We start from the raw sequence: 21,830 nt of genomic DNA, 5'->3' as shown, positions 1-21,830 counted from the left end.
GGAGTAAAGGAGATTTTTGATGTATACAGCTTTTGATATAATCATGATACCTTTGCAGCTATTGATTATATTTTTTACGCTCTACTACTTTTTTGTTTCTTGGTTCGGCCTGTTCGGCAAGAAGAAGGAAGTTAAGATATATAATGAAAGCAAAACCTTTGCCTTGATTGCCTGTGCGCATAACGAGGAACGTGTTATTGCTCAATTAGTAGATAACCTGCGCCGTCTGAATTACAATGACGCTTTATATGATATCTATGTTGTTGCGGACAACTGCTCGGATAAAACTGCGGAGGTTGCACGCAAGGCCGGCGCGCTGGTGCATGAGCGCTTCAGCGAAACCGGTAAGGGCAAGGGCTTTGCTCTCGCATGGATGTTTGACAGACTGTTCAAGCTGGATAAGAAATATGATGCAGTTTGCGTTTTCGATGCCGATAACCTGGTGCATCCCAACTTCCTGCAGGAGATGAACAGCCGTCTGTGCAACGGCGAACGCATTATCCAAGGCTATATGGATGCAAAAAACCCGACTGATACCTGGGTAAGCGGCGTATTTGCAATTTCCTTCTGGATTGTTAACCATGTATGGAGCCTGGCAAAGTACAACATGGGCCTGTCCTGCTGTCTTGGTGGCACCGGCATGTGCTTTGATACCGAGGTGCTGAAGCGTTACGGTTGGCGTGCAACCTGCCTGACCGAGGATATGGAGTTCACCATTCAGGCGATGATGGAAGGCATTCCTACAACCTGGGCGCATGACGCAATCATTTACGATGAAAAGCCGCTGACCTTCAAGCAGACCTGGAACCAGCGTAAGCGTTGGTCACAGGGTCACTTTGATGTAGCGGACCGCTATCTCATTCCGATGATCAAAAAAGCAATCAAGACACGTAATATCGTCATGCTGGACTGCTCTGTGAACCTCATTCAGCCGTACTTCCTGATGATTTCCACGTTCTTCGTGCTTTGCAGCTATGTTTATAACTTCTATCCGTTCTACACCAATATCCTGTATACTATTATTCCGGTAGAGGTTTGGACCTTGGTTGGTATCGGCCAGTATATTTTCCCGGTAGCTGTACTGTGGAAAATCCGTGCTTCCTTCAAGTCCTGGATGTATCTGTTGCTGTATCCGCTGTTTATTTACAGCTGGATTCCTATTACAGCCCTTGGCTGGTGGCACCGCCATGATCATGAGTGGAGCCACACGCTGCACACCCGTGGCATCAGCTTCGACGATGTAATTATTCCTGAGGATGCAGTAAATGATGGTCCTAAGGAAGTAGTCTTTGCGAAAAAAGACGAAAAATAACGTTTATAAGCACTTCTGCGTAAGCGGGAGTGCTTTTTTAGTGCGCAAAGGCAGGTAAACATGATATAATAAATTTATTGTGCTTATGCAAATGTTATGAAGATGAGCAAAAAGAGCGGAGAGGATATGAAGATGCAGATTAAGGGAATACTTTTTGATTTTGACGGCACTATTGCCAATACCATAGATTTGATTATTGCCACCTTTGAGCACACCTGTCAGGAGGTGCTGGGCTTTACGCCGGAGCGCGAGAAGATTGTCGCTACCTTCGGCCTGCCGCTGCCGGAGGCGATGATTGCGCTTTCCGGTAAGCCGGAGCTGGTGGAAACAATGCGCGACGCTTACAGAGAATATAATAACGCACATCACGATGATATGATCCGTCCTATCCCCGGCGTGCAGGAAACGCTGGAGCAGCTGAAGGCACAGGGCATTAAGCTGGCGGTGGTCACCTCCAAAAAGCCGCCGATGCTGCGCCGCGGGCTTGACTGCCTGCAGCTGACGCAGTATTTTGATGCGACTGTTGCCTTGGGCGATACGAAGGAGAGCAAACCGCATCCTGCGCCGATGCTGGCGGCGTGTGCCAAGCTGGGAGTGAAGCCGGATGAGTGCCTGTGCGTCGGCGACAGTCCCTTCGATTTGCAGAGCGGACGTAGTGCGGGGGCGAAAACCGTTGCCGTGCGCTATACGGCCTTTGGTTGGGAGAAGCTGCTGGAGGAGGGCAGGCCGGATTTTGTGATTGCAAGGCCGCAGGAGTTGTTGGAGATTGTGGGGAAGATTTGTTAGTGTCCTAATAAAAATACTAATGAAGGTTCTAATGTCCTTTTAAATGAGTCGACAGTGCCGGATACTGAGCAAGTAGTGCCAGATACTAAGGATATAGTGCCGGATAATCTGCAAAAGTGCCGGATACTAGGCCGATAGTGCCAGATACTCAGAAAACAGTGCCGGATACTCCACACCCACTTCGCACTCTCACACCTGCTGAGAGTGCTTTTTCTTTGCTCTTTAAATTATGCCTTATTTATGGTATTATATAATAGAAAAAGTGTGGAGAATCTGCATAGATATTATGCGTAATAACATACTTTGGTAAACAGTTTTCATTATCACATTTACCCATAAAGGAGGCAAAGCATATGCGTAAAATTGCTATCATTGGCGGAACCGGTATTGATAATCCCGATACCCTGAAGGGATTTGAAAAAAAGATTATAGAAACACCGTTTGGTAAGGCATTGTGCAACATCGGCACAATGAGCGGTAATCAGGTGGTTTTCGTGAGCCGTCACGGCGTTGACCATTCCGTACCGCCCCACAAGGTAAACTATCGCGCCAACATCTGGGCGATGAAGAGCCTGGGAACGGAGGAGATTTTTGCTACTACCGCAGTTGGTTCCCTCAACCCGGAGATGAAGGCAGGTCACTTCGTAGTTTGCGACAACGTGCTGGACTTCACCAAGAGCCGCATCAACACCTTCTATGATTCACCTGAGCGTGGTGTAGCACACTGCGATTTTACCTATCCGTATTGCCCGACTCTGCGCGAGAAGGTTATCAAATGCCTTGAGAAAACGGATATTACCTTCCATAAGCACGGTGTTTATGTTTGCACCGAAGGCCCGCGCTTTGAAAGTGCTGCCGAAATCAAGATGTTCGCTATGCTGGGCGGTGACCTGGTTGGCATGACCAATATGCCTGAGTCTATTCTGGCGCGTGAGGCAGAGATGTGCTACACCAACTGCTCCATTGTTACCAATATGGCTGCCGGCATTTCCCCGACACCGCTTTCTCATAAAGAGGTTTGCGACGCAATGGCACTGAGCATTAAGAATATGGAAAAGCTGATTCTGTCCTTTATCGCTTATGAAGAGCCGACTGAGGCGAAATGCAACTGCCATCACGCTATGCAGGAGTTCGGCGGCTTTAAGCTGTAAGAGGTTGTTATGGTAGAAACTATGCGTTGGGAGCAGGGGAGCCTGGTGCTGTTGGACCAGACTCTGCTGCCGCAAAAGATAGAATGGATTACCTGCGTAGATTACAAGCGCGTGAAAGTGGCGATTGAACGCTTGGAGGTGCGCGGTGCTCCGGCAATCGGCGCTGCCGCTGCCTTCGCTATGGTGCTGGGTGCGCGCGAGGTTGAGAATAAGCCTGACTTTTTGGGTGCGCTGGATGTTGTGCGTGCGGATCTGATTACTGCGCGTCCGACGGCGGTCAACCTGGCGTGGGCGGCAAATCTGCAGTACGCGCTGGCTGTGCGCCTAAACGGCGGGGACAAGTCACCTGCGGCAATTATCAAGGCGCTGGAGGAGAAGGCCAAGCAGATTTATGCGGACGATATCACTATGAATAAGCGTATGGGCGAATACGGCGCTGCTGTGCTGCCTGACGCTGCCGTAGTGCTGACGCACTGCAACGCAGGCGCATTGGCAACCTGCGGTTGGGGCACGGCGCTGGGCGTTATCCGCAGTGCCTATGCGCAGGGCAAGCTGAAGATGGTTTATGCAGACGAAACGCGTCCGCTGCTGCAGGGTGCACGACTGACGGCGTTTGAGCTGTTTGAGGACGGCATTCCGGTGACGCTGATTACCGATAATATGGCAGCGTGGACCATGCGCACGCAAGGCGTTAACGCTGTTGTTGTCGGTGCCGACAGAATTGCGGCCAACGGCGATACGGCGAACAAAATCGGCACCTATGGCGTGGCACTGGCGGCGAAGGCACACGGGATTCCGTTTTATATCGCCGCGCCGACGAGCACCTTTGATTTTTCCATTGCCACAGGTGCGCAGATTCCTATTGAGGAGCGCAAGGCCGACGAGGTACGTCATTTCCGCAGCGAGCAGACTGCACCTGAGGGCGTAGCAGTGTTTAACCCTGCGTTTGACGTGACACCGGCAGAGCTTATTACCGGTATTATTACCGAGCATGGCGTACTTAAAGCGCCGTATACAGAAAGCATTATGAAATTGCAGGCTCTTTTACAAGATTAAAGAGCTTATTTTAAGGAGGATTTTCAGATTTATGCAAAGCATTATTAAAGACATCAAATTGGCACCGTTAGGTCATCAACGTATCGCGTGGGCAAAGGAATATATGCCCTTGCTGAACCATCTGAACGATGAATACAGCAAAACTAAGCCTTTCCAGGGCATCAACATGGTTGTAACCATTCACCTGGAAGCAAAAACTGCTTATCTGGCACTCGTGCTGAAGAACGCAGGCGCTAATGTTGTTGTTACCGGCAGCAACCCGCTTTCCACTCAGGACGAAATTGCCGCAGCACTGGTTGACAGCGGCGTAACTGTTTTCGCAACCCATGGCTGCACCAACGAAGAATATGATATGTATTTGCGCGAAGCTTTGAAGAGCGAACCGCAGCTGATTATTGATGACGGCGGCGATTTGGTTAATATGCTGCACGGCGAACGTCGTGACCTGATTCCTAACCTGATGGGCGGCAGCGAAGAAACCACCACCGGCGTACATCGTCTGAAGGCTTTGGCTGCGGCAGGTCATCTGGCATTCCCGATGATTGCCGTTAATGATGCTTACTGCAAGTATCTGTTTGATAACCGTTACGGTACCGGCCAATCCTCCTGGGATGGCATCATGCGTACCACCAACATGTCCGTAGCAGGCAGAACCGTTGTTGTTGCAGGCTATGGCTGGTGCGGTAAGGGCGTTGCAATGCGTGCCAAAGGCTTGGGCGCTAACGTTATCGTTACCGAGGTTGATCCTATTAAGGGTATTGAAGCAGTATTTGACGGCTTCCGCGTTATGCCGATGCAGGAGGCTGCTAAGCACGGCGATATCTTTGTAACCGTAACCGGCTGCAAGGACGTAATCACCAAACCGCATATGGAGGTTATGAAGAACGGCGCTGTTATGTGCAACGCAGGCCACTTCGACGTAGAAATCAACAAACATCATCTGGAGGAGCTTTCCGTAGTTGCTCCGTATGAAGTACGCAAAAATATTATGACCTACACCATGGCTGACGGACGTAAGCTGAACCTGCTGGGCGAAGGCCGTCTGGTTAACCTGGCATGCGGCGACGGTCACCCGATTGAAATCATGGACCTGTCCTTCGCTATGCAGTTCCTGGCTATGAAATACCTGCTCGACCATAAGGGAGCAATGGAAAACAAACTGTATGTACTGCCGGAAGAGCTGAACACCGAAATTGCTGCTCTGAAGCTGCAGGCTATGGGCGCAGGCATCGACACCCTGAGCGATGAGCAGAAGGCATATCTGGCTGCCGAATAATCATGGAAACGCAGTTATTTGCTAAAGAAAGTGCGTGTGCTGCCATTGTGGAAACAGGCCATGCGCTGATTGAAAAAAAGCTCGTTGCAGGCTCCTGGGGCAACATCAGCTGCCGCATTGACGCGCAGAATATTGCTATCACACCCTCCGGTCACGGTTATGAAACACTGACGCCTGAGGACGTTGTCATTATCAACCGTGATGGCGAAGTTGTCGAAGGCAAGCGCATTCCTTCTTCCGAACTGAAGGTGCATACCGCCATTTACAACGCCTATCCAGAGGCAGGTGCCGTAATCCATACGCACAGCATTTATGCCAGTGCGCTTGCGGCTATGCATCAGGGAGTGCCGGCGATTATCGAGGATATCGTGCAGATTATCGGCGGCAGGGTGGAGTGCGCTCAGTACGCTCTCTGCGGTACGCAGGAGCTGGCGGAGAACACCGTGCGTGCGCTGAACGGCAAAAAGGCTGTGCTGCTGGCCAACCATGGCGCTGTCTGCTGGGGCAAGAACCTGGCGGAGGCACTGCTTGCTGCCGAAATTCTGGAAAAAGCGGCGCAGATTGCCGTAATCTGTGCAGGCACCGGCAACAAGGTGTACGAGCTGAGCTGTGAGGACGTGGACGTGATGCATGATTTTTATGAAAAGCATTACTCCAAACGTCAGCAGGGCGAGGAGTAGAAAACAATAATATCACTGTCATCTGCCTCCCTAAGCATTAAACAGGGAGGCAGGACTTAATTTGTACCAAGGAAGTGAAATCTTTTGGCTAAGCTACTGATTAAAAATATCGAGCTTCTGCATACTCCGAACGGTGAAATGCAGAACATCGCCGTTGAAGATAATAAGATTGTCTATGTAGGCAAGGACGTGCCTGCAGACTTTGCTGCCGACGAAATCGTTGACGGCAAGGGCAAGCTGGCTACCGCCGGCATGGTTAACACTCACGGCCACGTTTCTATGACGCTGCTGCGCAGCTATGCCGATGATATGGCGCTCATGGACTGGCTGCAAAACAAAATCTGGCCGATTGAGGACAAGATGGATGCCAACGACATCTATTGGGGCGCAATGCTGGGCATCGTAGAAATGCTGAAGGGCGGTACTACCTGCTTTGCCGATATGTACGCCTTCATGGAGGATGTTGCGCGTGCCTGCGCTGAAACTGGTATCCGCGCTAACCTCAGCCGCGGTCTGATCGGCGTAGCGCCGGACAAGGATGTAAAGCTGGCAGAAAACACTGTGCTGGCGAAGAACTGGCAGGGCTATGACAACGGCCGTATCCGCATCACCTACGGTCCGCACGCTCCTTATACTTGTCCTGTTGATTATCTGGAAAAGGTCATTGCCGAGGCTGCTGCCAACAAGGCAGAAATCCAGATGCATCTGTGCGAAACTAAATTTGAGGTTGATACCGTTGTTAAAGAGCATGGCATGACGCCGATTCAGCTGATGGATAAGCTGGGCATGTTTGATCTGGGAACCATTGCTGCGCACTGCGTACACTTGACCGACGAGGATATGGATATCATGGCTGCCAAAAACGTGCGTGTAGCCCACAACCCGCAGAGCAACCTGAAGCTGGCAAGCGGTATCGCACCGGTAGCGGCAATGCTGAACAAGGGCATTTGCGTTGGCCTGGGCACGGACGGCGCATCCAGCAACAACAATCTGGATATGCTGGAGGAATGCCGCGCTGCCGCAATGCTGCATAAGGCAACCACCTTTGATCCTCTCGTTGTTCCTGCTAAAAAGGCGTGGGAGATGGCAACTGTTGACGGCGCCAAGACTTTGGGCTTTGCCGATACTGGACTTCTGGAAGCAGGTCAGCAGGCAGATATCGTACTGTGGGATATGCACAAGCCTTACTGGTATCCGCGTCACAATAAGCTGTCCCAGCTGGTTTATGCAGCAAGCAGCACTGACGCCGACACTGTTTTCGTAGCAGGCAAAAAGGTTGTGGAAGCAGGAAAACTGCTGACCTTTGACGAAGAAAAGATTTATGCGGAAGCTGAGGCTTGCACCAGAAAGCTCTTGAATGAATAGCAATTAGCAGCAAAAGGAGAAATGCAAGAAAATGGCTAAAATCATTACCAAAGCAAATTTAGCACCTGCAGTTTACGAGTTCGTCGTAGACGCGCCGCTGGTGGCACACAAATGCCATCCGGGACAGTTTGTAATCATCCGCACAGACGAATACAGCGAACGTATTCCTCTGACTATTGCGGATTTTGACCGTGAAAAAGGCTATATCACCTTAATCGTGCAGGCTGTGGGCAACACCACCAAGCATCTGTGCGACACCTTTAACGAGGGTGATGATATTCTCGACGTAGTAGGTCCTTTGGGACATCCTTCCGAGATGGGCAAGTTCGGTACTGTTGTAGTAGTTGGCGGCGGCATCGGCGTTGCGCCTGTTTATCCTATCGCACGTGCATATCACGAGCTGGGCAACAAGGTTATCTCCATCATCGGTGCACGCGACAAGGATCTGGTAATCTGGCAGGATAAAATGGCTGCTATCAGCGATGAGCTGATTTTGACCACAGATAACGGCAGTGCAGGCCGCAAGGGCTTTGTAACTGACCCGCTGCGTGAAATGCTGGAAGCAGGCGAGAAGATTGACCTGGTATTGGCCATCGGCCCTGTTATCATGATGAAAAACGTGGCAGCAACCACTAAACCCTTCGGCGTAAAAACTACGGCCAGCCTCAACACCATCATGGTAGACGGCACCGGCATGTGCGGCGGCTGCCGTGTAATGGTTGGCGGCGAGAACAAATTTGCCTGTGTAGACGGACCGGAGTTTGATGCTCACGAGGTAGATTTTGCAAACCTGGTAATGCGTCAGCAGATGTACAAGGACCAGGAAGCACTGGAATATAGCTGTGGAGGTCATTGCAAATGCGTGGAGGAATGAGAAATGCTATGCCGGAACAGCCGGCTGATGTGCGTAACAAAAACTTTCAGGAGGTAGCACTTGGCTACACTAAGGAAATGGCGGTAGACGAGGCACAGCGCTGCCTAAACTGCCCCAAACCGCGTTGTGTAGGCAGCTGCCCGGTTAATATTGATATTCCTAAGTTTATCCATGAGGTTGCACAGGAAAACTTTGCCGATGCTTATAAAATCCTTAAGCAAAAGAGCACCCTGCCTGCTGTCTGCGGCCGTGTCTGCCCGCAGGAAAACCAGTGCGAAGGCAAATGCGTGCTGGGCATTAAGGGCGAGCCTGTAGCTATCGGCCGCCTAGAGCGCTTTGTTGCCGACTATGCGCGTGAACATGGTTTGGATAACGATGTAGAAGCTCCAGCAGAACGCAAAGGCAAGAAGGTTGCCGTTGTAGGCAGCGGCCCCAGCGGTCTGACCTGCGCCGGCGATTTGGCAAAAATGGGCTATGATGTAACCATGTACGAAGCACTGCATGCTGCCGGCGGCGTGCTGATGTACGGCATTCCGCAGTTCCGTCTGCCAAAGGAAATCGTACAGCATGAAATCTCCGCACTGAAAAAGCTGGGCGTAAAGATTGTAGTTGACGCTGTTATCGGCCGCACCTTCACCATCAAGGAGCTGATGGAAGAGGAAGGCTTCAGCGCTGTTTATGTGGGTACCGGCGCCGGTCTGCCGCACTTTATGCATATTGACGGCGAAAACCTCAACGGCGTATATTCCGCCAACGAATTTTTGACGCGTGTAAACCTGATGAAGGCTTACGAATTCCCAAACTACGCTACACCTGTATACGTTGGTAAGAAGGCTGCTATCGTTGGCGCAGGCAACGTAGCAATGGACGCAGCGCGTACCGCGAAGCGCCTTGGCGCGGAGCAGGTATATATCGTGTACCGCCGCAGCGAGGAAGAAATGCCTGCGCGTAAGGAAGAAATCGGCCATGCTAAGGAAGAAGGCATTGAGCTGCGCCTGCTGAACAATCCGGTTGCAATCATGGGCGATGAAAAGGGCTGGGTTAACGGCCTGAAGTGCATTAAGATGGAGCTGGGCGAAGCGGATGCCAGCGGCCGTCGCTCTCCTGTAGCTATCGCAGGCAGCGAATATGTGCTCGACGTTGACATGGTAGTTATGGCTATCGGCCAGGGTCCTAACCCGCTGATTAAGCAGACTACCCCTGATCTGGAGATCAACAAGCGCGGTAACATCGTTGCCGACGAGGCAGGTGCTACCTCTATTCCGGGCGTGTTCGCCGGTGGCGACATCGTAACCGGTGCTGCAACCGTAATCAGCGCTATGGGCGCAGGCAAGAAGGCTGCAGCTGCTATTGACGAGTACCTGAGCAAGTAAACTGCTGAGAGCTTGTAAAAGTGTAATTTAACTTGTAACAAGCGTAATTTAATACGGACACGTTTAAAAGTCCTGTTGTGGATTGAGTAATTTAATCTGCAACAGGATTTTTTTATGCTTATATATTCTTTGAATTATGAAATATACTTTCAAAAGTGCAGGCGCTTTACACACTATTGAATATTATATTAAATTCATATAAAATCATAAGATATTATTTGACTTATATATACTTACCAGTATTGATTTTTTAATTGCGGTATGTGTATAATATAAATATAGAAGAGTAGTGAGAGAGCATTTTTTGACTGTAGGCAAGGACAAAAGAATGCTTCGCGAACGGAAAAACTATGCAGCAGCGTCGTTTACGCCGGCAAAGCGAATCTTATAACATCAACTGATAAGGTTCATAAAAATATTCATTAACATATCACAAAGGAGGTTGTAAGTTATGCGTTTTTTAGCAATGGTCTTATTATTACTGTTTAGTTGTTCAACAGGTTTTGCTTTTCAAAATGAACCGGATGGTTTTCAAGGACTTAAATTAAATTCGTCGTTTGAGGAAGTTAAATCAACGGAGCTTCTGTGTGATAAATATTACGCAGGAGACGAAAAAGAAGTAGACGCCTATGACCTTGATTTAGATTTAAGTAATGAATATAGTGTACGTTTAGATGAGTATTATTTTGATTTAGATGAACCAACACAAAGCTTACACGGAGTGCCTTTTAAGGTATTATATGCTAATTTTTATAAAGATAGATTATATAGCGTAATTGTATGTTTGGGGCAAGCTGTTGTTCGCACTGAAGATGATAAAAAATTGAATATGTTTTATTTCCGTGAACTGCAAAGAAATTTTACAGAATTATATGGACTACCTACAAGTACATATCCGGAACAATTAGAAGCTAATGATTCGTATACGAGACTTCAGTGGGAAGGAGATAAAGCTATTATAAGTTTAAGATGGATTCATGATTTCCCGCAATTAACCATCACATCAGTATCGTTACAAAATGAAATAAAAGATGATATTTATAAACAAGCTTCAACAGAAGTGAATTGAATGCTTTACTTATAGGCTTTTATGGCTGGGGCAGATTGCTCCAGCCATTTTTTAAATATGCTTAAAATAAAAAATACACCTTTAGAGGTGTATTTTAAAAATATCAATATTATGTTATAATACATTTTGAGGCAACTGGTAGTCGGTTTTTCTACTCCCTAGCGAGTGGGGGTGATGTTATGACTGTTTTCGAAGCGTTATATCTGATGATTGCTTTCGCAACTCTGGTCGTGCTGATCCTTACGTATCGTAAGTAATTACGGCATGAAAAAAACCGCCTAGCGGTAAGACGGTTTCTTTCTAACTTCTAAACAATGAGGAGAACCGGCTTTCCACAACCAGTTGTCTCTTTATGTTTATTATACGTTTTATCTTGTTTTTTGTCAAACCTGAAGGGTTTGCAGGGGTGGTTTTGGGAGGGCTGTGGGGTAGTGGTTATTTAATACCTTAAAATAAACTTACTTCTCTTCTTCCTCAAACTGGAAAATATATTCCACCGGCTTGCCAAACACCTTGGCGATATCCATTGCCAGCTTGAGCGAGGGATTGTATTTTCCGTTTTCCAGATTGCCGATGGTTTCTCTTCTGACACCGACAAGCTCTGCAAGGTCGTTTTGCTGCATTTTTCTTTCCTTGCGCAGTTCGTGGATTCTAGTTTTTAATATAGGCATTTTGCACCATCCTCATTATTCACGTTCAAATTGTAGGAAAAAGTACCCATAAAGTGTTAAGCTGATGCCAAGAATAATTCTAAGTATGGTATCAGTATCAACGGTAATATTGATTAAAACCATAATGAAGAGAAGGGCGCTGATTAAGCTCAATGTCAGCATTAAAGAACGGTAAGCAGCCCGGTGAAGGTTATCAAGAGCACGTTCATCATCAATGTCAGATTTAAGAAAAAATGTCAGCAGAAGTCCTAATACTGCTACTAAATTTAATAATGTGCTGCTCATGCTTAAATATATGTTGCCGGATTTGATAAATAGTGCCATAAGGACAAAGCTGGCTCCGAAAAAAATATTGGCATAACCATATTTTTGCTTGAGTGTTAATCTGAAATTCTTCATTTTCTAATGCCTCCAATGTGATATATTTCTAACTTATGCTGAAATAATATCACATAATTTACTCGTAGTCAAGAAAAATGTGAGAAATATATCACGTGCGGATGCTCGGATTAACATGCAGGATTTTCATATATTCTGATGAAGTTACGACTTTACTGTCCTGGTAACTGCAAAAAGTTTTCAAAATAAAAAGTTTCTGCACTTGAGTGCAAAAAATCTCAAAAAAATAAAGTTTTTGCATTTCAAAGTATGAAGTGCAACATGAAGCATAAAGAAAACCCCTCTGCAGGCCAAGCCTTTAGAGGGGGGAATACTACTTATAATTCTAATCTTATTTTTTTACTTTACCTTCGCCAAAGATGTATACCCTAAGAAACCTGCTAATATTTTAGGCAATTTGCTTACTCTCCTTTGCCATTTCCCACATAAGTAAAAGATTATCCGCTGCGAAGCTCTCAATCCAATAAAGCTCGTCCTCACTAAAGCCAAAAGCCTTGATAAACTTTTTGTCAGGCATAATGATTTCAGCAAAATCAAAACCATTATTATCATTGGGGCGCTCAAATCTTACGCAAATATATTCCTTGTATTCTTCATTTATAACGTCGCTAGTAGTGACTGTAATGCCGTTGAACATGCAGTAGTAATGCTTATTGGTACACATAGGCGTACAACTCCTTTCAATGAGCTTATTTAATTATATTATAGCGTAGCAGGGGTGAATAGTAAATAGAAGAATATCCCCACACATCACCTCCACTCTTAATTCACAATAGTTTTATATTTTCTTTTAGGAACCTATGCTATAATATGTTTAGAAAGTGAAAATGAGGTGATTATCATGCGTAAAGTTACAGCCTTACTATTAGCTGCCTTAGTGCTTGTAGGCGCCAACACAGCTCTTGCTGATAAAACCATAACCTTAGACAAGGATACCAAGCTGGTGCCGCAGGGCTGGACGGTAGCGGACGATATCAAGTTCAAGAAGAATACTGTTGTAAAGCTAAACGATGACGGTCAGGTAATCGAGGGCGTGCTGGCGAGTGACACCTATCTGCGTCCTACCGGCTGGAAGAGCCTGGCGAGCAATTATTATTATGTGGAGCAGAGTGCGCCGTTCTTCCCGCCGCGCTTCTTCTACCATCCGTATCGCCCGGGGATGGTGATTCCTGCCGACGGTCATGTGCGCTACATGGGCAACAAAACTGTGACCTTTGCCAAGGACGGCACGGTGCTCAGCGGCATGATTGATAATGATGTTATCCTGCAGCTGAGCGATAATGGTTATGGCTTTGTGCGCTTTAAAAATGACACCCAGCTGACATTTGATGCAGATGGCAGAGTTAAGAGCGGCACGCTGGCGGAGGCAACAAAGCTGCGTCCGCTTGGCTGGCAGCATAACCTGCAGGATGAAAGTGCCGGCTTTGTAGAGTTCAAGAGCGGTACAGGCGTTAGCTTTGATGCGACTGGCCTTGTGACCAACGGCTCGCTGAGTAAGAAAACCCTGTGGCATAATGCCGACGGCAGCACGAAGGAGCTGGAGGCTAAGGCACCGGTTGCCTTTACTGCGGACGGAGCAGAGCAGGGATAAGCTGATAATTTCAAAACGTGTAATACCGTACAGGCTTCTGTGGCTATGACGCTGAGGTCTGCACGGTATTTTTTTATAGGTGGGTATGCCTAAGGATAAAATAGATTTTTTGACATAAGCGTTTGTAATAGGCGCGAAGTGTAGCCGTAAAAGCAATACTGTACAATTATGGAGTAATGAGGTATACTATATGTAGTGCGAAAGCAATATTATTATGAATTGAAAAAATTTTCTTCAAGGAGGAAACAGCATGGAAGAAACAAGACCCTTTGTAAGCTGGGACTTAGTCCACGATTTTATGGTAGACGTATTTGTTAAATACGGCGTTCCAGAAGAGGATGCACGCATTTGTACAGACGTTCTGCTGGAAAGCGACAGACGCGGTATCGAAAGCCACGGCTGCAACCGCTTCAAGCCTATTTACCTGGATCGAATTAAAAACGGCACCCTGCTGCCGAAAACCGAAATTGAAATTGTCAAGGATACTCCTTGTACTGTAGTTATGGATGCTCATAACGGCATGGGCATGGTTGCTTCCCATAAGATGATGGAAATGCTGATTGAAAAGGCTTCCAAGTACGGTATGGCCGGCGGCACCATCTTTAATTCTACTCACTACGGCATTGCAGGCTACTGGACCACTATGGCTGAAAAGGCAGGCATGATCGGTATTTCCGGTACTAACGCAAGACCTTCCGTTGCTCCTACTTTTGGCGTTGAGCCGATGATGGGCACTAACCCGCTGACCTTTACTATGCCTACCGATGAGGAGTTCCCGTTCAACTTTGACTGCGCAACCAGCATTATCCAAAACGGTAAGATAGAGTTCTATGCTAGACAGGGCAAGGATACTCCGGCTGGTCTGGTAGTTGCTAAGGACGGCGGCACTATGACCGAATCCGCTACCATCCTGAAGGAAATGCGTGCAGGCAACGTTGCGCTGCTGCCGTTGGGCGGTCTGGGCGAAGAAACCGGCGGCTACAAGGGCTACGGCTTCACTACTATCGTAGAGATTCTTTCTTCCGCATTAGCAGGCGGTCCTTTCATGAAGGCACTGTCCGGTAAGGATGAAAACGGCAACAACGCTATGTATCATTTGGGCCATTTCTTCTTCGTTATCAACCCGGCATTCTTCATGGGCGTTGACACCTTCAAGAAAACTGCCGGCGACATCTGCCGCGGTCTGCGCAATTCCACCAAGGCTCCCGGTCAGGAACGCATCTATACTGCCGGCGAGAAGGAATACATGGCTTGGCTGGACAGAAAAGACAAGGGTGTACCGGTTGGCGAATCCATTCAGAAGGAATTCATTCAGCTTAGAGATGAGCTGGGCCTGACTCAGTACAAATTCCCGTTTGAAAAATAATAAGCTATAACAAAAGCCTGGGCATTTGCTCAGGCTTTTTGTGTGGGGAGATGTAGTTGTTAAAGCATGAAAAAAGCCGTACGGCTTGATTTTTACTATTACAGTAAATTTATAGCAGTACGGCTTGTTTTTAGTCTTTATTTTTGATGAAGATGAAGATTAGTCCGCTGATACCCATCAGCAGCGGATAGAAGCAGTAGGGGATTATGGCGAAGGGGTTGAGTCCCGTGAGGCTTGCTGCAGCCAAAAGCTGTGCGCCGTAGGGGATAAGTCCCTGGCCCATGGAGCTGAACATATCCAGCAGAGAGGCGCTGCGACGAGGCGTTACGCCGAACTCTTCGCTGATATCCTTGGCAATAGGGCCTGCCATAACAATCGCCACAGTGTTGTTCGCGGTGCAGATATCAACAAGCAGAGCGAGAGCAGCAATACCCAGCTCACCGCCTTTGGTGCTGCTGATGCGGCTCTTGATGAAGTTCAGAACGAATTCAATACCGCCGTATTCCTTAATCAGCGTGATGATGCAGGCCACGATGATAGAGATAACAGTGATGTCATACATAGACATAATGCCGTTGCCAACGTGGGTGAACATTTTGGTAGCGGTAAACATGCCTGTTCCCAGGCCTACGAGCATACTGAGCACAGTACCGATAATAAGAATCACGAAAACGTTGACACCGCTTACGGCACCGATTAAAACAACCAGATATGGGATAACCTTGATCAGACTGTAATCGAGGTTGCCGTTAACCTGGTATTCATTGGTGTTGCCCAAGAAGTAGAACAGGCCAAGAGTGATGATTGCTGCCGGCAGAACGATTTTGAAGTTTTCGCGGAACTTGTCGCGCATATCGCAGCCCTGTGTTTTAACAGCAGCAATAGTGGTATCGGAAATAATAGAAAGGTTGTCACCGAACATTGCACCGCAGACTACGGCACCGGCGCAGATAGCCATCGGGAAGCCGGTTTTATCGCTGATGCCCGCAGCAATCGGAGCAAGCGCAGTAATTGTGCCTACGGAAGTACCCATAGAAATGGAAATGAAGCAGCCGATGGCAAAGAGGCCTGCAACCGCCATGTTGCCCGGCAGAATGGAAAGGCCAAGGTTAACGGTGCTTTCTACACCGCCGGCAGCGCGTACAGCGCCGGAAAAGGCACCTGCGGCGAGGAAGATGAGGCACATGGTGAGAATGTTTTCGTCACCTACGCCGGTAGAAGCAAGGCGCAGCTTCTGTACAAAGCTGAGCTTTTGGTTTTGCAGGAAGGCTATGATTAAAGCAATTAAAAAGCCTACAATCGCAGGCATGCTGTAAAAATCCCCGGTAATCAGGCCTGAGCCTATAAAAAACAGCAAAAAGACTGCGATAGGCAGCAGAGCGATGGCACGCCCTTTGGAATGGTTGTTGGTCATAAACAGAATCTCCTTTTATATAATTTTCAGCTTTTTCTATTATATCAATTAAATTTTTAGTATGCAAGGAAGATTGATGAAGGATTGTTAAAAGAATAACAAAAAACCTCAGCTGCATTGCTGCAACTGAGGCAAACTTCTTGGCTCCCCGAGTAGGACTCGAACCTACGACGCCCTGATTAACAGTCAGGTGTTCTACCGGCTGAACTATCGGGGAATTAAGGTTGGTAAGTCAACCAACGAAGATTATTATACTCGCATGGCAATTATTTGTCAACAGGTTTTTTAGAAAAAATTATAAGTATTTTGGGAAGGCGATAAATGAGAGGGATTTAACAGATGAAATGCTTATATAGAATGAGGGCAAGTGATATGAAAGGCGAGGTAAAGATGGTCTTGATGTGTTGTCCAAGGACACTCCCTTCACCTTTACTTAATGCAGAAATTGCCGGCAGCAGGAAGATCTAAAATCTTTAGATAATATAGTAGGCTTGTTTGAGGTTTTATGCTATAATATCCTTAATGATATAAACTACATGTGTAAAGGAGTGTTCCCCATGGAAGAAGCTGTATTATACGCTGTGGAAAACAATATTGCGACGATTACTATGAACCGTCCGAAGAGCCTGAATTCAATGAATGACGCGCTGATTGACGGCCTGCATGCTGCTATTACCAAGGCTGCTGCCGACGCTGAGGTGCGTGCTATCGTACTTACCGGTAACGGCAAAGCATTTTGTGCTGGCGGAGACCTGAGCTATCTGAACGGCTTAGAAGGCGTTGCTGCCAAGAAGGACTTTATCGCTAAGGTAGGCGACGTTGCGAAACGCCTGACTACTATTCCTAAACCTGTTATTGCTTATATCAACGGCGTTACTGCCGGTGCAGGCGTTAACCTTATGTTGGCCTGCGACCTGGTGTATGCATCTGCCAAGGCACGCTTTGGCGAAAGCTTTGCCAAGGTTGGCCTGATTCCCGACTGCGGCGGCTTGTACTTCCTGCCGAAGGCTATCGGTGTGCTGAAGGCTAAAGAGCTGATGTTTACCGGCGACCTGATTGACGCTGCAACTGCCAAGGAGCTTGGCATGCTGAACGATGTATATGAAGATGAAGAGCTGAAGGATAAGGTTTATGCTATGGCTGCACGCCTGGCAGCAAGCGCTCCGCTGTCTATCAGCCTGACGAAGAAATATCTCAATGACCATGACCTGACCTTGGACGAGGTGCTGGCAATCGAAGAAACTACCCAGGCGCTGCTGATGGGTACTGATGACTGCAAGGAAGGCATTGCTGCTTTCTATGAGAAGCGTGCACCGCAATTCACCGGTAAATAAGAAAAAAATTAGCAGAAAAAAGTAAATGTTTACGGAACTGTCACATAATTTATCCTGATGGTTCCGTTTTCTTTTTGACGTAGGAATACAAGATGTTGTATAATAAATCTATTGATAAATTTTTCTCGGAGGAAAGTATGCTCGATTTCAGTACAATGATCTATCGCATTCCTGCACTGTTGTTTGCGATTACGATACACGAATATGCCCATGCGCAATGTGCGGACAGCATGGGTGACCCGACTGCGCGTTATATGGGACGCATGACCTTCAACCCGATGGCGCATCTGGATCCGTTGGGCGTGATTCTGCTGGTGGTAGCAGGTTTCGGTTGGGCTAAGCCCGTAGAAATTAACCCCAGCAATTTCCGCAACCGCCGCGAGGGTATTCTGAAGGTATCCTTTGCCGGCCCCGCAGCTAATCTGTTCTTGTGCTTTCTTGCAGCATTCTTCATGGCATTTCTGAAGCGCTTTGGCCTTATAAGCGAGGGCGTTTACATGTTTTTGCTGTGGATGCAGTTATATAATGTATGGTTTGCTTTTTTTAACCTGATCCCGGTTCCGCCGCTGGACGGCTCCAAGATTCTTTCGGAGCTTCTGTCGCCGTCTATGGCCTGGAAGTTTGACAATCTGGTGGGACGCTATGGTTTTTACATCCTGATTGCCCTGGTGTTCACCGGTATCACAGGTGCGATTATCAGACCGCTGGCTACAGGCTACATGCTGCTGGTTAACAGTATCCTGGGTTTAGTGTTCTAAGCCATGGCCGATTTAGCGTTGAAGCTTACTGCGTTCGAGGGACCGCTGGATTTGCTTTTGCATCTCATCGAACGTGATAAGGTAGATATTTATGATATTCCCATTGCGGCGGTTACGGAGCAGTATATAAGCTACCTGCGCAGCATGAGTGAATTTGATATGGAGGTCGCCAGTGATTTTCTGGTGATGGCTGCAACACTGCTGCAGATTAAATCGCGTATGCTGCTGCCCAAACAGCCTGTTGAGGGCGAAGAGGAGGAGGCAGATCCGCGCCAGCAGCTGGTGGAGATGCTGGTGGAATACCGCCGCATTAAGCGTGCCGCTGCTGCTTTGGCAGATATGAAGCAGAGCGCTGAGCTGTACTGGCAGCGTGAGCCGATGTTCGGCAACTTGGTGGAGCGCACTGTTGCTCCCTGCACGGTGCAGCAGTTATTGAAGGCTTTGGCAGGCATGACGACTGCGCCCGATGGCAAGCCGGCAGCCTTTATTGAGCCGCAGGCCTACAGCGTGCAGGATAAAATGGCAGATATTCTGCAAAGACTGCAACGTCAGCCGCAGGGCTTTATGCTGAATGAGATTTTTACCGCAGGCAGTGCTGCTGAAAAGGTGGCCTGCTTTTTGGGTGTGTTGGAGCTGCTGAAGCTGGGGTTGATTACCATCAGCCAGGCGCAGCGCTTTGCACCGATTTACATCTTTGGCAAGCAGGGACAGGAGGGAGCAGGCAATGTATCTTGATAAAATGACAGGAGCACTGGAAGCGTTGCTGTTTGCTGCCGGAGAGCCTGTTTCTGTGGCAGAGCTCGCAGATCTTATGCAGCTGGAAAAGCCGCAGGTGTGGGAGCTTATTTCAGAGCTGAAGCAGTCCTATGAGGCCGAAAGCAGGGGATTGATGCTGCGTGAGACAGCAGGCTGCTTTCAGCTGGTGACCAAGCCTGTTTACTACAGCTTATTGCTTGGCCTGGGGCGCAAAAAGGAAGTAAAGCTGACGAATGCGTCGTTGGAGACATTGGCGATTGTTGCTTTTAAGCAGCCGGTAACGCGTGCAGAGATGGAAGCTATCCGCGGCGTAAAGGTTGACGGCGTACTCAATACATTGCTGGACCTTGGTCTGGTGGTAGAGGCAGGACGCAAGAAGGCACTGGGTAACCCTATTTTATATGCGACAACGGATAAATTCCTGACGGTGTTCGGCCTGAACTCGTTAGAGGAGCTGCCGCCGCTGGAGGCAAGGCCGGAAGACGAGGCAGAGGCTGCGCAGCAGGTGCTGCAGCTTGATAATACAATTGAAGCAAAGGAAAACTGAGATAGATGGAAGAACGTTTACAAAAAATCCTGGCGGCAGCAGGCGTTGCCTCCCGCCGCGAAGCAGAAAAAATTATTACGGCAGGTCGCGTCCGCGTGAACGGTAAGGTGGTTACCGAGCTGGGCTGCAAGTTTGATGCGTCCAAGGTACGCATCAGCGTTGACGGCAAGCCGATTGCCCAGGAAGCCAAGGCTTATTACATGTTCTATAAGCCGAGGGGAGTAGTCACCACGATGTCCGACCCGCAGAACCGCCGCAGCATTGCCGATTTCGTGCAGAACCTGCCGGAGCGAGTTTTCCCGGTAGGTCGCCTGGACTTCAATACCGAAGGACTGCTGCTGCTGACGAATGACGGTGCACTGGCACAGGCCCTGATGCATCCGAGCCATGAGGTAAACAAAACCTACCTCGTTAAGGTTCCGGGCATTGTGCCGCAGGAAAAGCTGGACCAGCTGCGCTTGGGCGTAAAGCTGGAGGACGGTCCGACCGCTCCGGCGATTGTCAACCTGCGTGATTATGACCATGAGCGTGGCTTTACGCTTTTTGATATCACCATCCATGAGGGACGTAACCGCCAGATTCGCCGCATGTGTGACGCTATCGGTTTCCCAGTGCGTGATCTGAAGCGCATCAAGCTGGGACCGCTGCAGCTGAGTAATCTGGGACGCGGCAAGTTCCGCAGCCTAAGTGAGCAGGAATTATCCCAGCTCAGAAAGGCGGCTAAGCTATGACGCGAGTTGCGATTGTAGGCGGCGGCGCGGCAGGCCTTTTGGCAGGTATTGCTGCAGCCTGGGGCGGAGCGCAGGTAACGATTTATGAAAAAATGCGTGTGCCGGGCAAGAAAATGCTCATTACCGGCAAGGGACGCTGCAACATTACCAACGCCTGTGAAATCCCCGATTTCATAAAAAATCTGCCCGGAAACGGAAGATTTTTAAATAGTGCTTTACATAGGTTCACAAATGATGATATAGTATTGCTGTTGGAGAGTAACGGATTGCCGACGAAGGTTGAACGCGGCGGCCGTATTTTTCCGGTAAGCGACAAGGCGAAGGATGTAGTTGATACGCTGGTGAGTATTTATACCGAGGCCGGCGGCAAGCTGCAGACCGACACCAAGGTTATTGATATCATGGTCAAGGAAGGCCATGTGTACGGCGTGCGCACGGTCAACGGCGTGTACGAGGCAGACAGAGTTATTCTGGCTGCGGGCGGTGCGTCCTATCCGGGCACAGGCAGCGACGGCGGCGGCGCTAAGCTGGCGCAGAAGCTGGGGCACACGATTGTACCGCTGAAGCCTTCTCTGATTCCGCTGGAAAGCGATTATCCTTATGTTGATGACCTGCAGGGACTTTCCCTGCGCAATGTGCAGGCAACGCTTTTTGCTGAAGGCGTGAAGCTTGGCAGCGAATTTGGCGAGATGCTGTTTACGCATTTCGGCGTTTCCGGTCCCATTGTGCTTTCGCTGAGCAATCTTGCCGCAGACGCTTTGGCTGCGGGCAAGGATGTAGAGCTGGAGGTTGACCTGAAGCCTGCGCTGAGCGAGGAAAAGCTGGATGCGCGTATCCAACGTGACTTTGTGCAGTATAGCCGTAAGCAGGTGCTTAACGGCATGAAGGATCTGCTGCCGCAGCGACTGATTCCCGTTGTGCTGGATATGTCCTACGTTGATGAGAACAAATTCATTAACCAGGTTTCGCGCGAGGAGCGTCACAGACTGCTGCAGACGCTGAAGCATTTTGTGATTACTATTTCCGCAACACGTCCGATTGCAGAGGCTATCGTTACCGCAGGCGGCGTGAGCGTGAAGGAGATTGACCCCAAGACCATGGAATCCAAGCGCATCAAGGGCCTGTACTTTGCAGGCGAGGTTATGGATGTCGACGGTTATACCGGCGGCTATAATCTGCAGGCAGCGTTCAGCAGCGGTCATGCTGCGGGCGAAGCGGCGGCTGCGGAAGAATAATTCATAAATTTGACTAAAATTAGGCTATCCATATACATGTAAAACATGGTATTATATAGATAGCTAATACATTATAAAGTGTGGTT

23 protein-coding genes and 1 tRNA gene are annotated in these 21,830 nt (G+C 48.5%); 19 read left to right on the top strand and 5 right to left on the bottom strand.

The genetic code is table 11. The features are described 5' to 3' along the window. The first annotated feature begins 19 nt into the window (after positions 1-19). From Q0G26_RS05900 to Q0G26_RS11465, 11 genes are all read left to right on the top strand, one after another. On the top strand, positions 20-1,312 hold the full coding sequence (locus Q0G26_RS05900) for a glycosyltransferase family 2 protein (protein WP_293690286.1): 1,293 nt from the start codon (positions 20-22) through the stop codon (positions 1,310-1,312). 126 nt (positions 1,313-1,438) lie between these two features. After that, the gene (locus Q0G26_RS05895) at positions 1,439-2,098 is read left to right on the top strand and encodes an HAD-IA family hydrolase (protein ID WP_293829153.1); all 660 of its coding nucleotides are present in this window, start codon (positions 1,439-1,441) and stop codon (positions 2,096-2,098) included. Positions 2,099-2,451: 353 nt separating this feature from the next. Next, the gene (gene mtnP, locus Q0G26_RS05890) at positions 2,452-3,249 is read left to right on the top strand and encodes an S-methyl-5'-thioadenosine phosphorylase (protein WP_009145105.1); all 798 of its coding nucleotides are present in this window, start codon (positions 2,452-2,454) and stop codon (positions 3,247-3,249) included. Positions 3,250-3,258: 9 nt separating this feature from the next. Continuing rightward, complete coding sequence (gene mtnA / locus Q0G26_RS05885; RefSeq protein ID WP_293829152.1) at positions 3,259-4,305, top strand: S-methyl-5-thioribose-1-phosphate isomerase; 1,047 nt, start codon at positions 3,259-3,261, stop codon at positions 4,303-4,305. Positions 4,306-4,336: 31 nt separating this feature from the next. Further along, the gene (locus Q0G26_RS05880) at positions 4,337-5,581 is read left to right on the top strand and encodes an adenosylhomocysteinase (RefSeq protein WP_021721118.1); all 1,245 of its coding nucleotides are present in this window, start codon (positions 4,337-4,339) and stop codon (positions 5,579-5,581) included. Positions 5,582-5,583: 2 nt separating this feature from the next. Further along, the gene (locus tag Q0G26_RS05875; protein WP_293829151.1) at positions 5,584-6,261 is read left to right on the top strand and encodes a class II aldolase/adducin family protein; all 678 of its coding nucleotides are present in this window, start codon (positions 5,584-5,586) and stop codon (positions 6,259-6,261) included. Positions 6,262-6,345: 84 nt separating this feature from the next. Next, positions 6,346-7,626, top strand: coding sequence for an amidohydrolase (locus Q0G26_RS05870; protein WP_293829150.1), 1,281 nt, complete (start codon positions 6,346-6,348; stop codon positions 7,624-7,626). Positions 7,627-7,657: 31 nt separating this feature from the next. Then, positions 7,658-8,500 (top strand): sulfide/dihydroorotate dehydrogenase-like FAD/NAD-binding protein, encoded by an 843-nt coding sequence (locus tag Q0G26_RS05865; RefSeq protein WP_293391578.1) that lies wholly within the window; start codon positions 7,658-7,660, stop codon positions 8,498-8,500. Beyond that, entirely contained in the window at positions 8,485-9,873 is a 1,389-nt protein-coding gene (gltA, locus tag Q0G26_RS05860; RefSeq protein ID WP_293829149.1) for an NADPH-dependent glutamate synthase, read from the top strand. The genes Q0G26_RS05865 and gltA overlap by 16 nt, the downstream gene beginning before the upstream one ends. Before the next feature lie 451 nt (positions 9,874-10,324). Next, positions 10,325-10,942, top strand: a complete 618-nt coding sequence (locus Q0G26_RS05855; RefSeq protein WP_293829148.1) for a hypothetical protein — start codon at positions 10,325-10,327, stop codon at positions 10,940-10,942. Between the two features lie 179 nt (positions 10,943-11,121). Beyond that, entirely contained in the window at positions 11,122-11,199 is a 78-nt protein-coding gene (locus tag Q0G26_RS11465) for a putative holin-like toxin (RefSeq protein WP_366517749.1), read from the top strand. Between the two features lie 201 nt (positions 11,200-11,400). On the opposite strand, the gene Q0G26_RS05850 is transcribed toward Q0G26_RS11465, so the two are convergent. From Q0G26_RS05850 to Q0G26_RS05840, 3 genes are all read right to left on the bottom strand, one after another. Then, positions 11,401-11,613: a helix-turn-helix transcriptional regulator gene (locus Q0G26_RS05850; protein ID WP_293829147.1), complete on the bottom strand. Its 213-nt coding sequence runs from the start codon at positions 11,611-11,613 to the stop codon at positions 11,401-11,403. 15 nt (positions 11,614-11,628) lie between these two features. Next, positions 11,629-12,012: a hypothetical protein gene (locus Q0G26_RS05845; RefSeq protein ID WP_293692236.1), complete on the bottom strand. Its 384-nt coding sequence runs from the start codon at positions 12,010-12,012 to the stop codon at positions 11,629-11,631. Between the two features lie 388 nt (positions 12,013-12,400). After that, a complete protein-coding gene (locus Q0G26_RS05840; protein ID WP_293829146.1) occupies positions 12,401-12,676 on the bottom strand; it encodes a hypothetical protein in 276 nt (91 codons plus the stop codon). Positions 12,677-12,853: 177 nt separating this feature from the next. Here Q0G26_RS05840 and Q0G26_RS05835 point away from each other — a divergent pair, with 177 nt between their 5' ends. Next, the gene (locus Q0G26_RS05835) at positions 12,854-13,603 is read left to right on the top strand and encodes a hypothetical protein (protein WP_293829145.1); all 750 of its coding nucleotides are present in this window, start codon (positions 12,854-12,856) and stop codon (positions 13,601-13,603) included. Positions 13,604-13,853: 250 nt separating this feature from the next. Then, positions 13,854-14,969, top strand: coding sequence for an Ldh family oxidoreductase (locus tag Q0G26_RS05830; RefSeq protein WP_009145784.1), 1,116 nt, complete (start codon positions 13,854-13,856; stop codon positions 14,967-14,969). A 130-nt stretch (positions 14,970-15,099) separates the two neighbouring features. On the opposite strand, the gene Q0G26_RS05825 is transcribed toward Q0G26_RS05830, so the two are convergent. Together Q0G26_RS05825 and Q0G26_RS05820 are read right to left on the bottom strand one after the other, a co-directional pair. After that, positions 15,100-16,383, bottom strand: a complete 1,284-nt coding sequence (locus tag Q0G26_RS05825; RefSeq protein WP_293829144.1) for a Na+/H+ antiporter NhaC family protein — start codon at positions 16,381-16,383, stop codon at positions 15,100-15,102. A 141-nt stretch (positions 16,384-16,524) separates the two neighbouring features. Next, a tRNA-Asn gene (locus Q0G26_RS05820) sits at positions 16,525-16,600 on the bottom strand. Between the two features lie 340 nt (positions 16,601-16,940). Here Q0G26_RS05820 and Q0G26_RS05815 point away from each other — a divergent pair. The 6 genes from Q0G26_RS05815 to Q0G26_RS05790 all read left to right on the top strand — a co-directional run bounded on the left by Q0G26_RS05815 (position 16,941) and on the right by Q0G26_RS05790 (position 21,744). After that, the gene (locus tag Q0G26_RS05815) at positions 16,941-17,717 is read left to right on the top strand and encodes an enoyl-CoA hydratase-related protein (RefSeq protein ID WP_040565195.1); all 777 of its coding nucleotides are present in this window, start codon (positions 16,941-16,943) and stop codon (positions 17,715-17,717) included. Between the two features lie 137 nt (positions 17,718-17,854). Further along, positions 17,855-18,475, top strand: coding sequence for a site-2 protease family protein (locus tag Q0G26_RS05810; protein ID WP_293829143.1), 621 nt, complete (start codon positions 17,855-17,857; stop codon positions 18,473-18,475). Between the two features lie 3 nt (positions 18,476-18,478). Continuing rightward, complete coding sequence (locus Q0G26_RS05805; RefSeq protein WP_293829142.1) at positions 18,479-19,210, top strand: segregation/condensation protein A; 732 nt, start codon at positions 18,479-18,481, stop codon at positions 19,208-19,210. Then, positions 19,200-19,778, top strand: coding sequence for an SMC-Scp complex subunit ScpB (scpB, locus tag Q0G26_RS05800; RefSeq protein ID WP_293829141.1), 579 nt, complete (start codon positions 19,200-19,202; stop codon positions 19,776-19,778). Before Q0G26_RS05805 ends, scpB begins: the two co-directional genes overlap by 11 nt. 5 nt (positions 19,779-19,783) lie before the next feature. Beyond that, entirely contained in the window at positions 19,784-20,509 is a 726-nt protein-coding gene (locus Q0G26_RS05795; protein WP_021721015.1) for a pseudouridine synthase, read from the top strand. Continuing rightward, positions 20,506-21,744 (top strand): NAD(P)/FAD-dependent oxidoreductase, encoded by a 1,239-nt coding sequence (locus tag Q0G26_RS05790; protein WP_293829140.1) that lies wholly within the window; start codon positions 20,506-20,508, stop codon positions 21,742-21,744. Before Q0G26_RS05795 ends, Q0G26_RS05790 begins: the two co-directional genes overlap by 4 nt. Positions 21,745-21,830 lie beyond the last annotated feature (86 nt).

This window comes from uncultured Phascolarctobacterium sp. (assembly GCF_934190775.1).
Classification (GTDB): domain Bacteria; phylum Bacillota; class Negativicutes; order Acidaminococcales; family Acidaminococcaceae; genus Phascolarctobacterium_A.
Note: the sequence above shows the minus strand (reverse complement) of the source record. Positions and strands in the feature narration are given on the sequence as shown.

Bases quoted from the DNA above. Each gene is read 5' to 3' on its own strand.
- Q0G26_RS05790 (WP_293829140.1), top strand. From the start codon at position 20,506: ATGACGCGAGTTGCGATTGTAGGCGGCGGCGCGGCAGGCCTTTTGGCA.
- scpB (WP_293829141.1), top strand. From the start codon at position 19,200: ATGTATCTTGATAAAATGACAGGAGCACTGGAAGCGTTGCTGTTTGCT.
- mtnA (WP_293829152.1), top strand. From the start codon at position 3,259: ATGGTAGAAACTATGCGTTGGGAGCAGGGGAGCCTGGTGCTGTTGGAC.
- Q0G26_RS05855 (WP_293829148.1), top strand. From the start codon at position 10,325: ATGCGTTTTTTAGCAATGGTCTTATTATTACTGTTTAGTTGTTCAACA.
- gltA (WP_293829149.1), top strand. From the start codon at position 8,485: ATGCGTGGAGGAATGAGAAATGCTATGCCGGAACAGCCGGCTGATGTG.
- Q0G26_RS05845 (WP_293692236.1), bottom strand. From the start codon at position 12,012: ATGAAGAATTTCAGATTAACACTCAAGCAAAAATATGGTTATGCCAAT.
- Q0G26_RS11465 (WP_366517749.1), top strand. From the start codon at position 11,122: ATGACTGTTTTCGAAGCGTTATATCTGATGATTGCTTTCGCAACTCTG.
- Q0G26_RS05840 (WP_293829146.1), bottom strand. From the start codon at position 12,676: ATGTGTACCAATAAGCATTACTACTGCATGTTCAACGGCATTACAGTC.
- Q0G26_RS05865 (WP_293391578.1), top strand. From the start codon at position 7,658: ATGGCTAAAATCATTACCAAAGCAAATTTAGCACCTGCAGTTTACGAG.
- Q0G26_RS05805 (WP_293829142.1), top strand. From the start codon at position 18,479: ATGGCCGATTTAGCGTTGAAGCTTACTGCGTTCGAGGGACCGCTGGAT.
- Q0G26_RS05795 (WP_021721015.1), top strand. From the start codon at position 19,784: ATGGAAGAACGTTTACAAAAAATCCTGGCGGCAGCAGGCGTTGCCTCC.
- Q0G26_RS05875 (WP_293829151.1), top strand. From the start codon at position 5,584: ATGGAAACGCAGTTATTTGCTAAAGAAAGTGCGTGTGCTGCCATTGTG.
- Q0G26_RS05900 (WP_293690286.1), top strand. From the start codon at position 20: ATGTATACAGCTTTTGATATAATCATGATACCTTTGCAGCTATTGATT.
- Q0G26_RS05810 (WP_293829143.1), top strand. From the start codon at position 17,855: ATGCTCGATTTCAGTACAATGATCTATCGCATTCCTGCACTGTTGTTT.
- mtnP (WP_009145105.1), top strand. From the start codon at position 2,452: ATGCGTAAAATTGCTATCATTGGCGGAACCGGTATTGATAATCCCGAT.
- Q0G26_RS05880 (WP_021721118.1), top strand. From the start codon at position 4,337: ATGCAAAGCATTATTAAAGACATCAAATTGGCACCGTTAGGTCATCAA.
- Q0G26_RS05815 (WP_040565195.1), top strand. From the start codon at position 16,941: ATGGAAGAAGCTGTATTATACGCTGTGGAAAACAATATTGCGACGATT.
- Q0G26_RS05835 (WP_293829145.1), top strand. From the start codon at position 12,854: ATGCGTAAAGTTACAGCCTTACTATTAGCTGCCTTAGTGCTTGTAGGC.
- Q0G26_RS05850 (WP_293829147.1), bottom strand. From the start codon at position 11,613: ATGCCTATATTAAAAACTAGAATCCACGAACTGCGCAAGGAAAGAAAA.
- Q0G26_RS05825 (WP_293829144.1), bottom strand. From the start codon at position 16,383: ATGACCAACAACCATTCCAAAGGGCGTGCCATCGCTCTGCTGCCTATC.
- Q0G26_RS05895 (WP_293829153.1), top strand. From the start codon at position 1,439: ATGAAGATGCAGATTAAGGGAATACTTTTTGATTTTGACGGCACTATT.
- Q0G26_RS05830 (WP_009145784.1), top strand. From the start codon at position 13,854: ATGGAAGAAACAAGACCCTTTGTAAGCTGGGACTTAGTCCACGATTTT.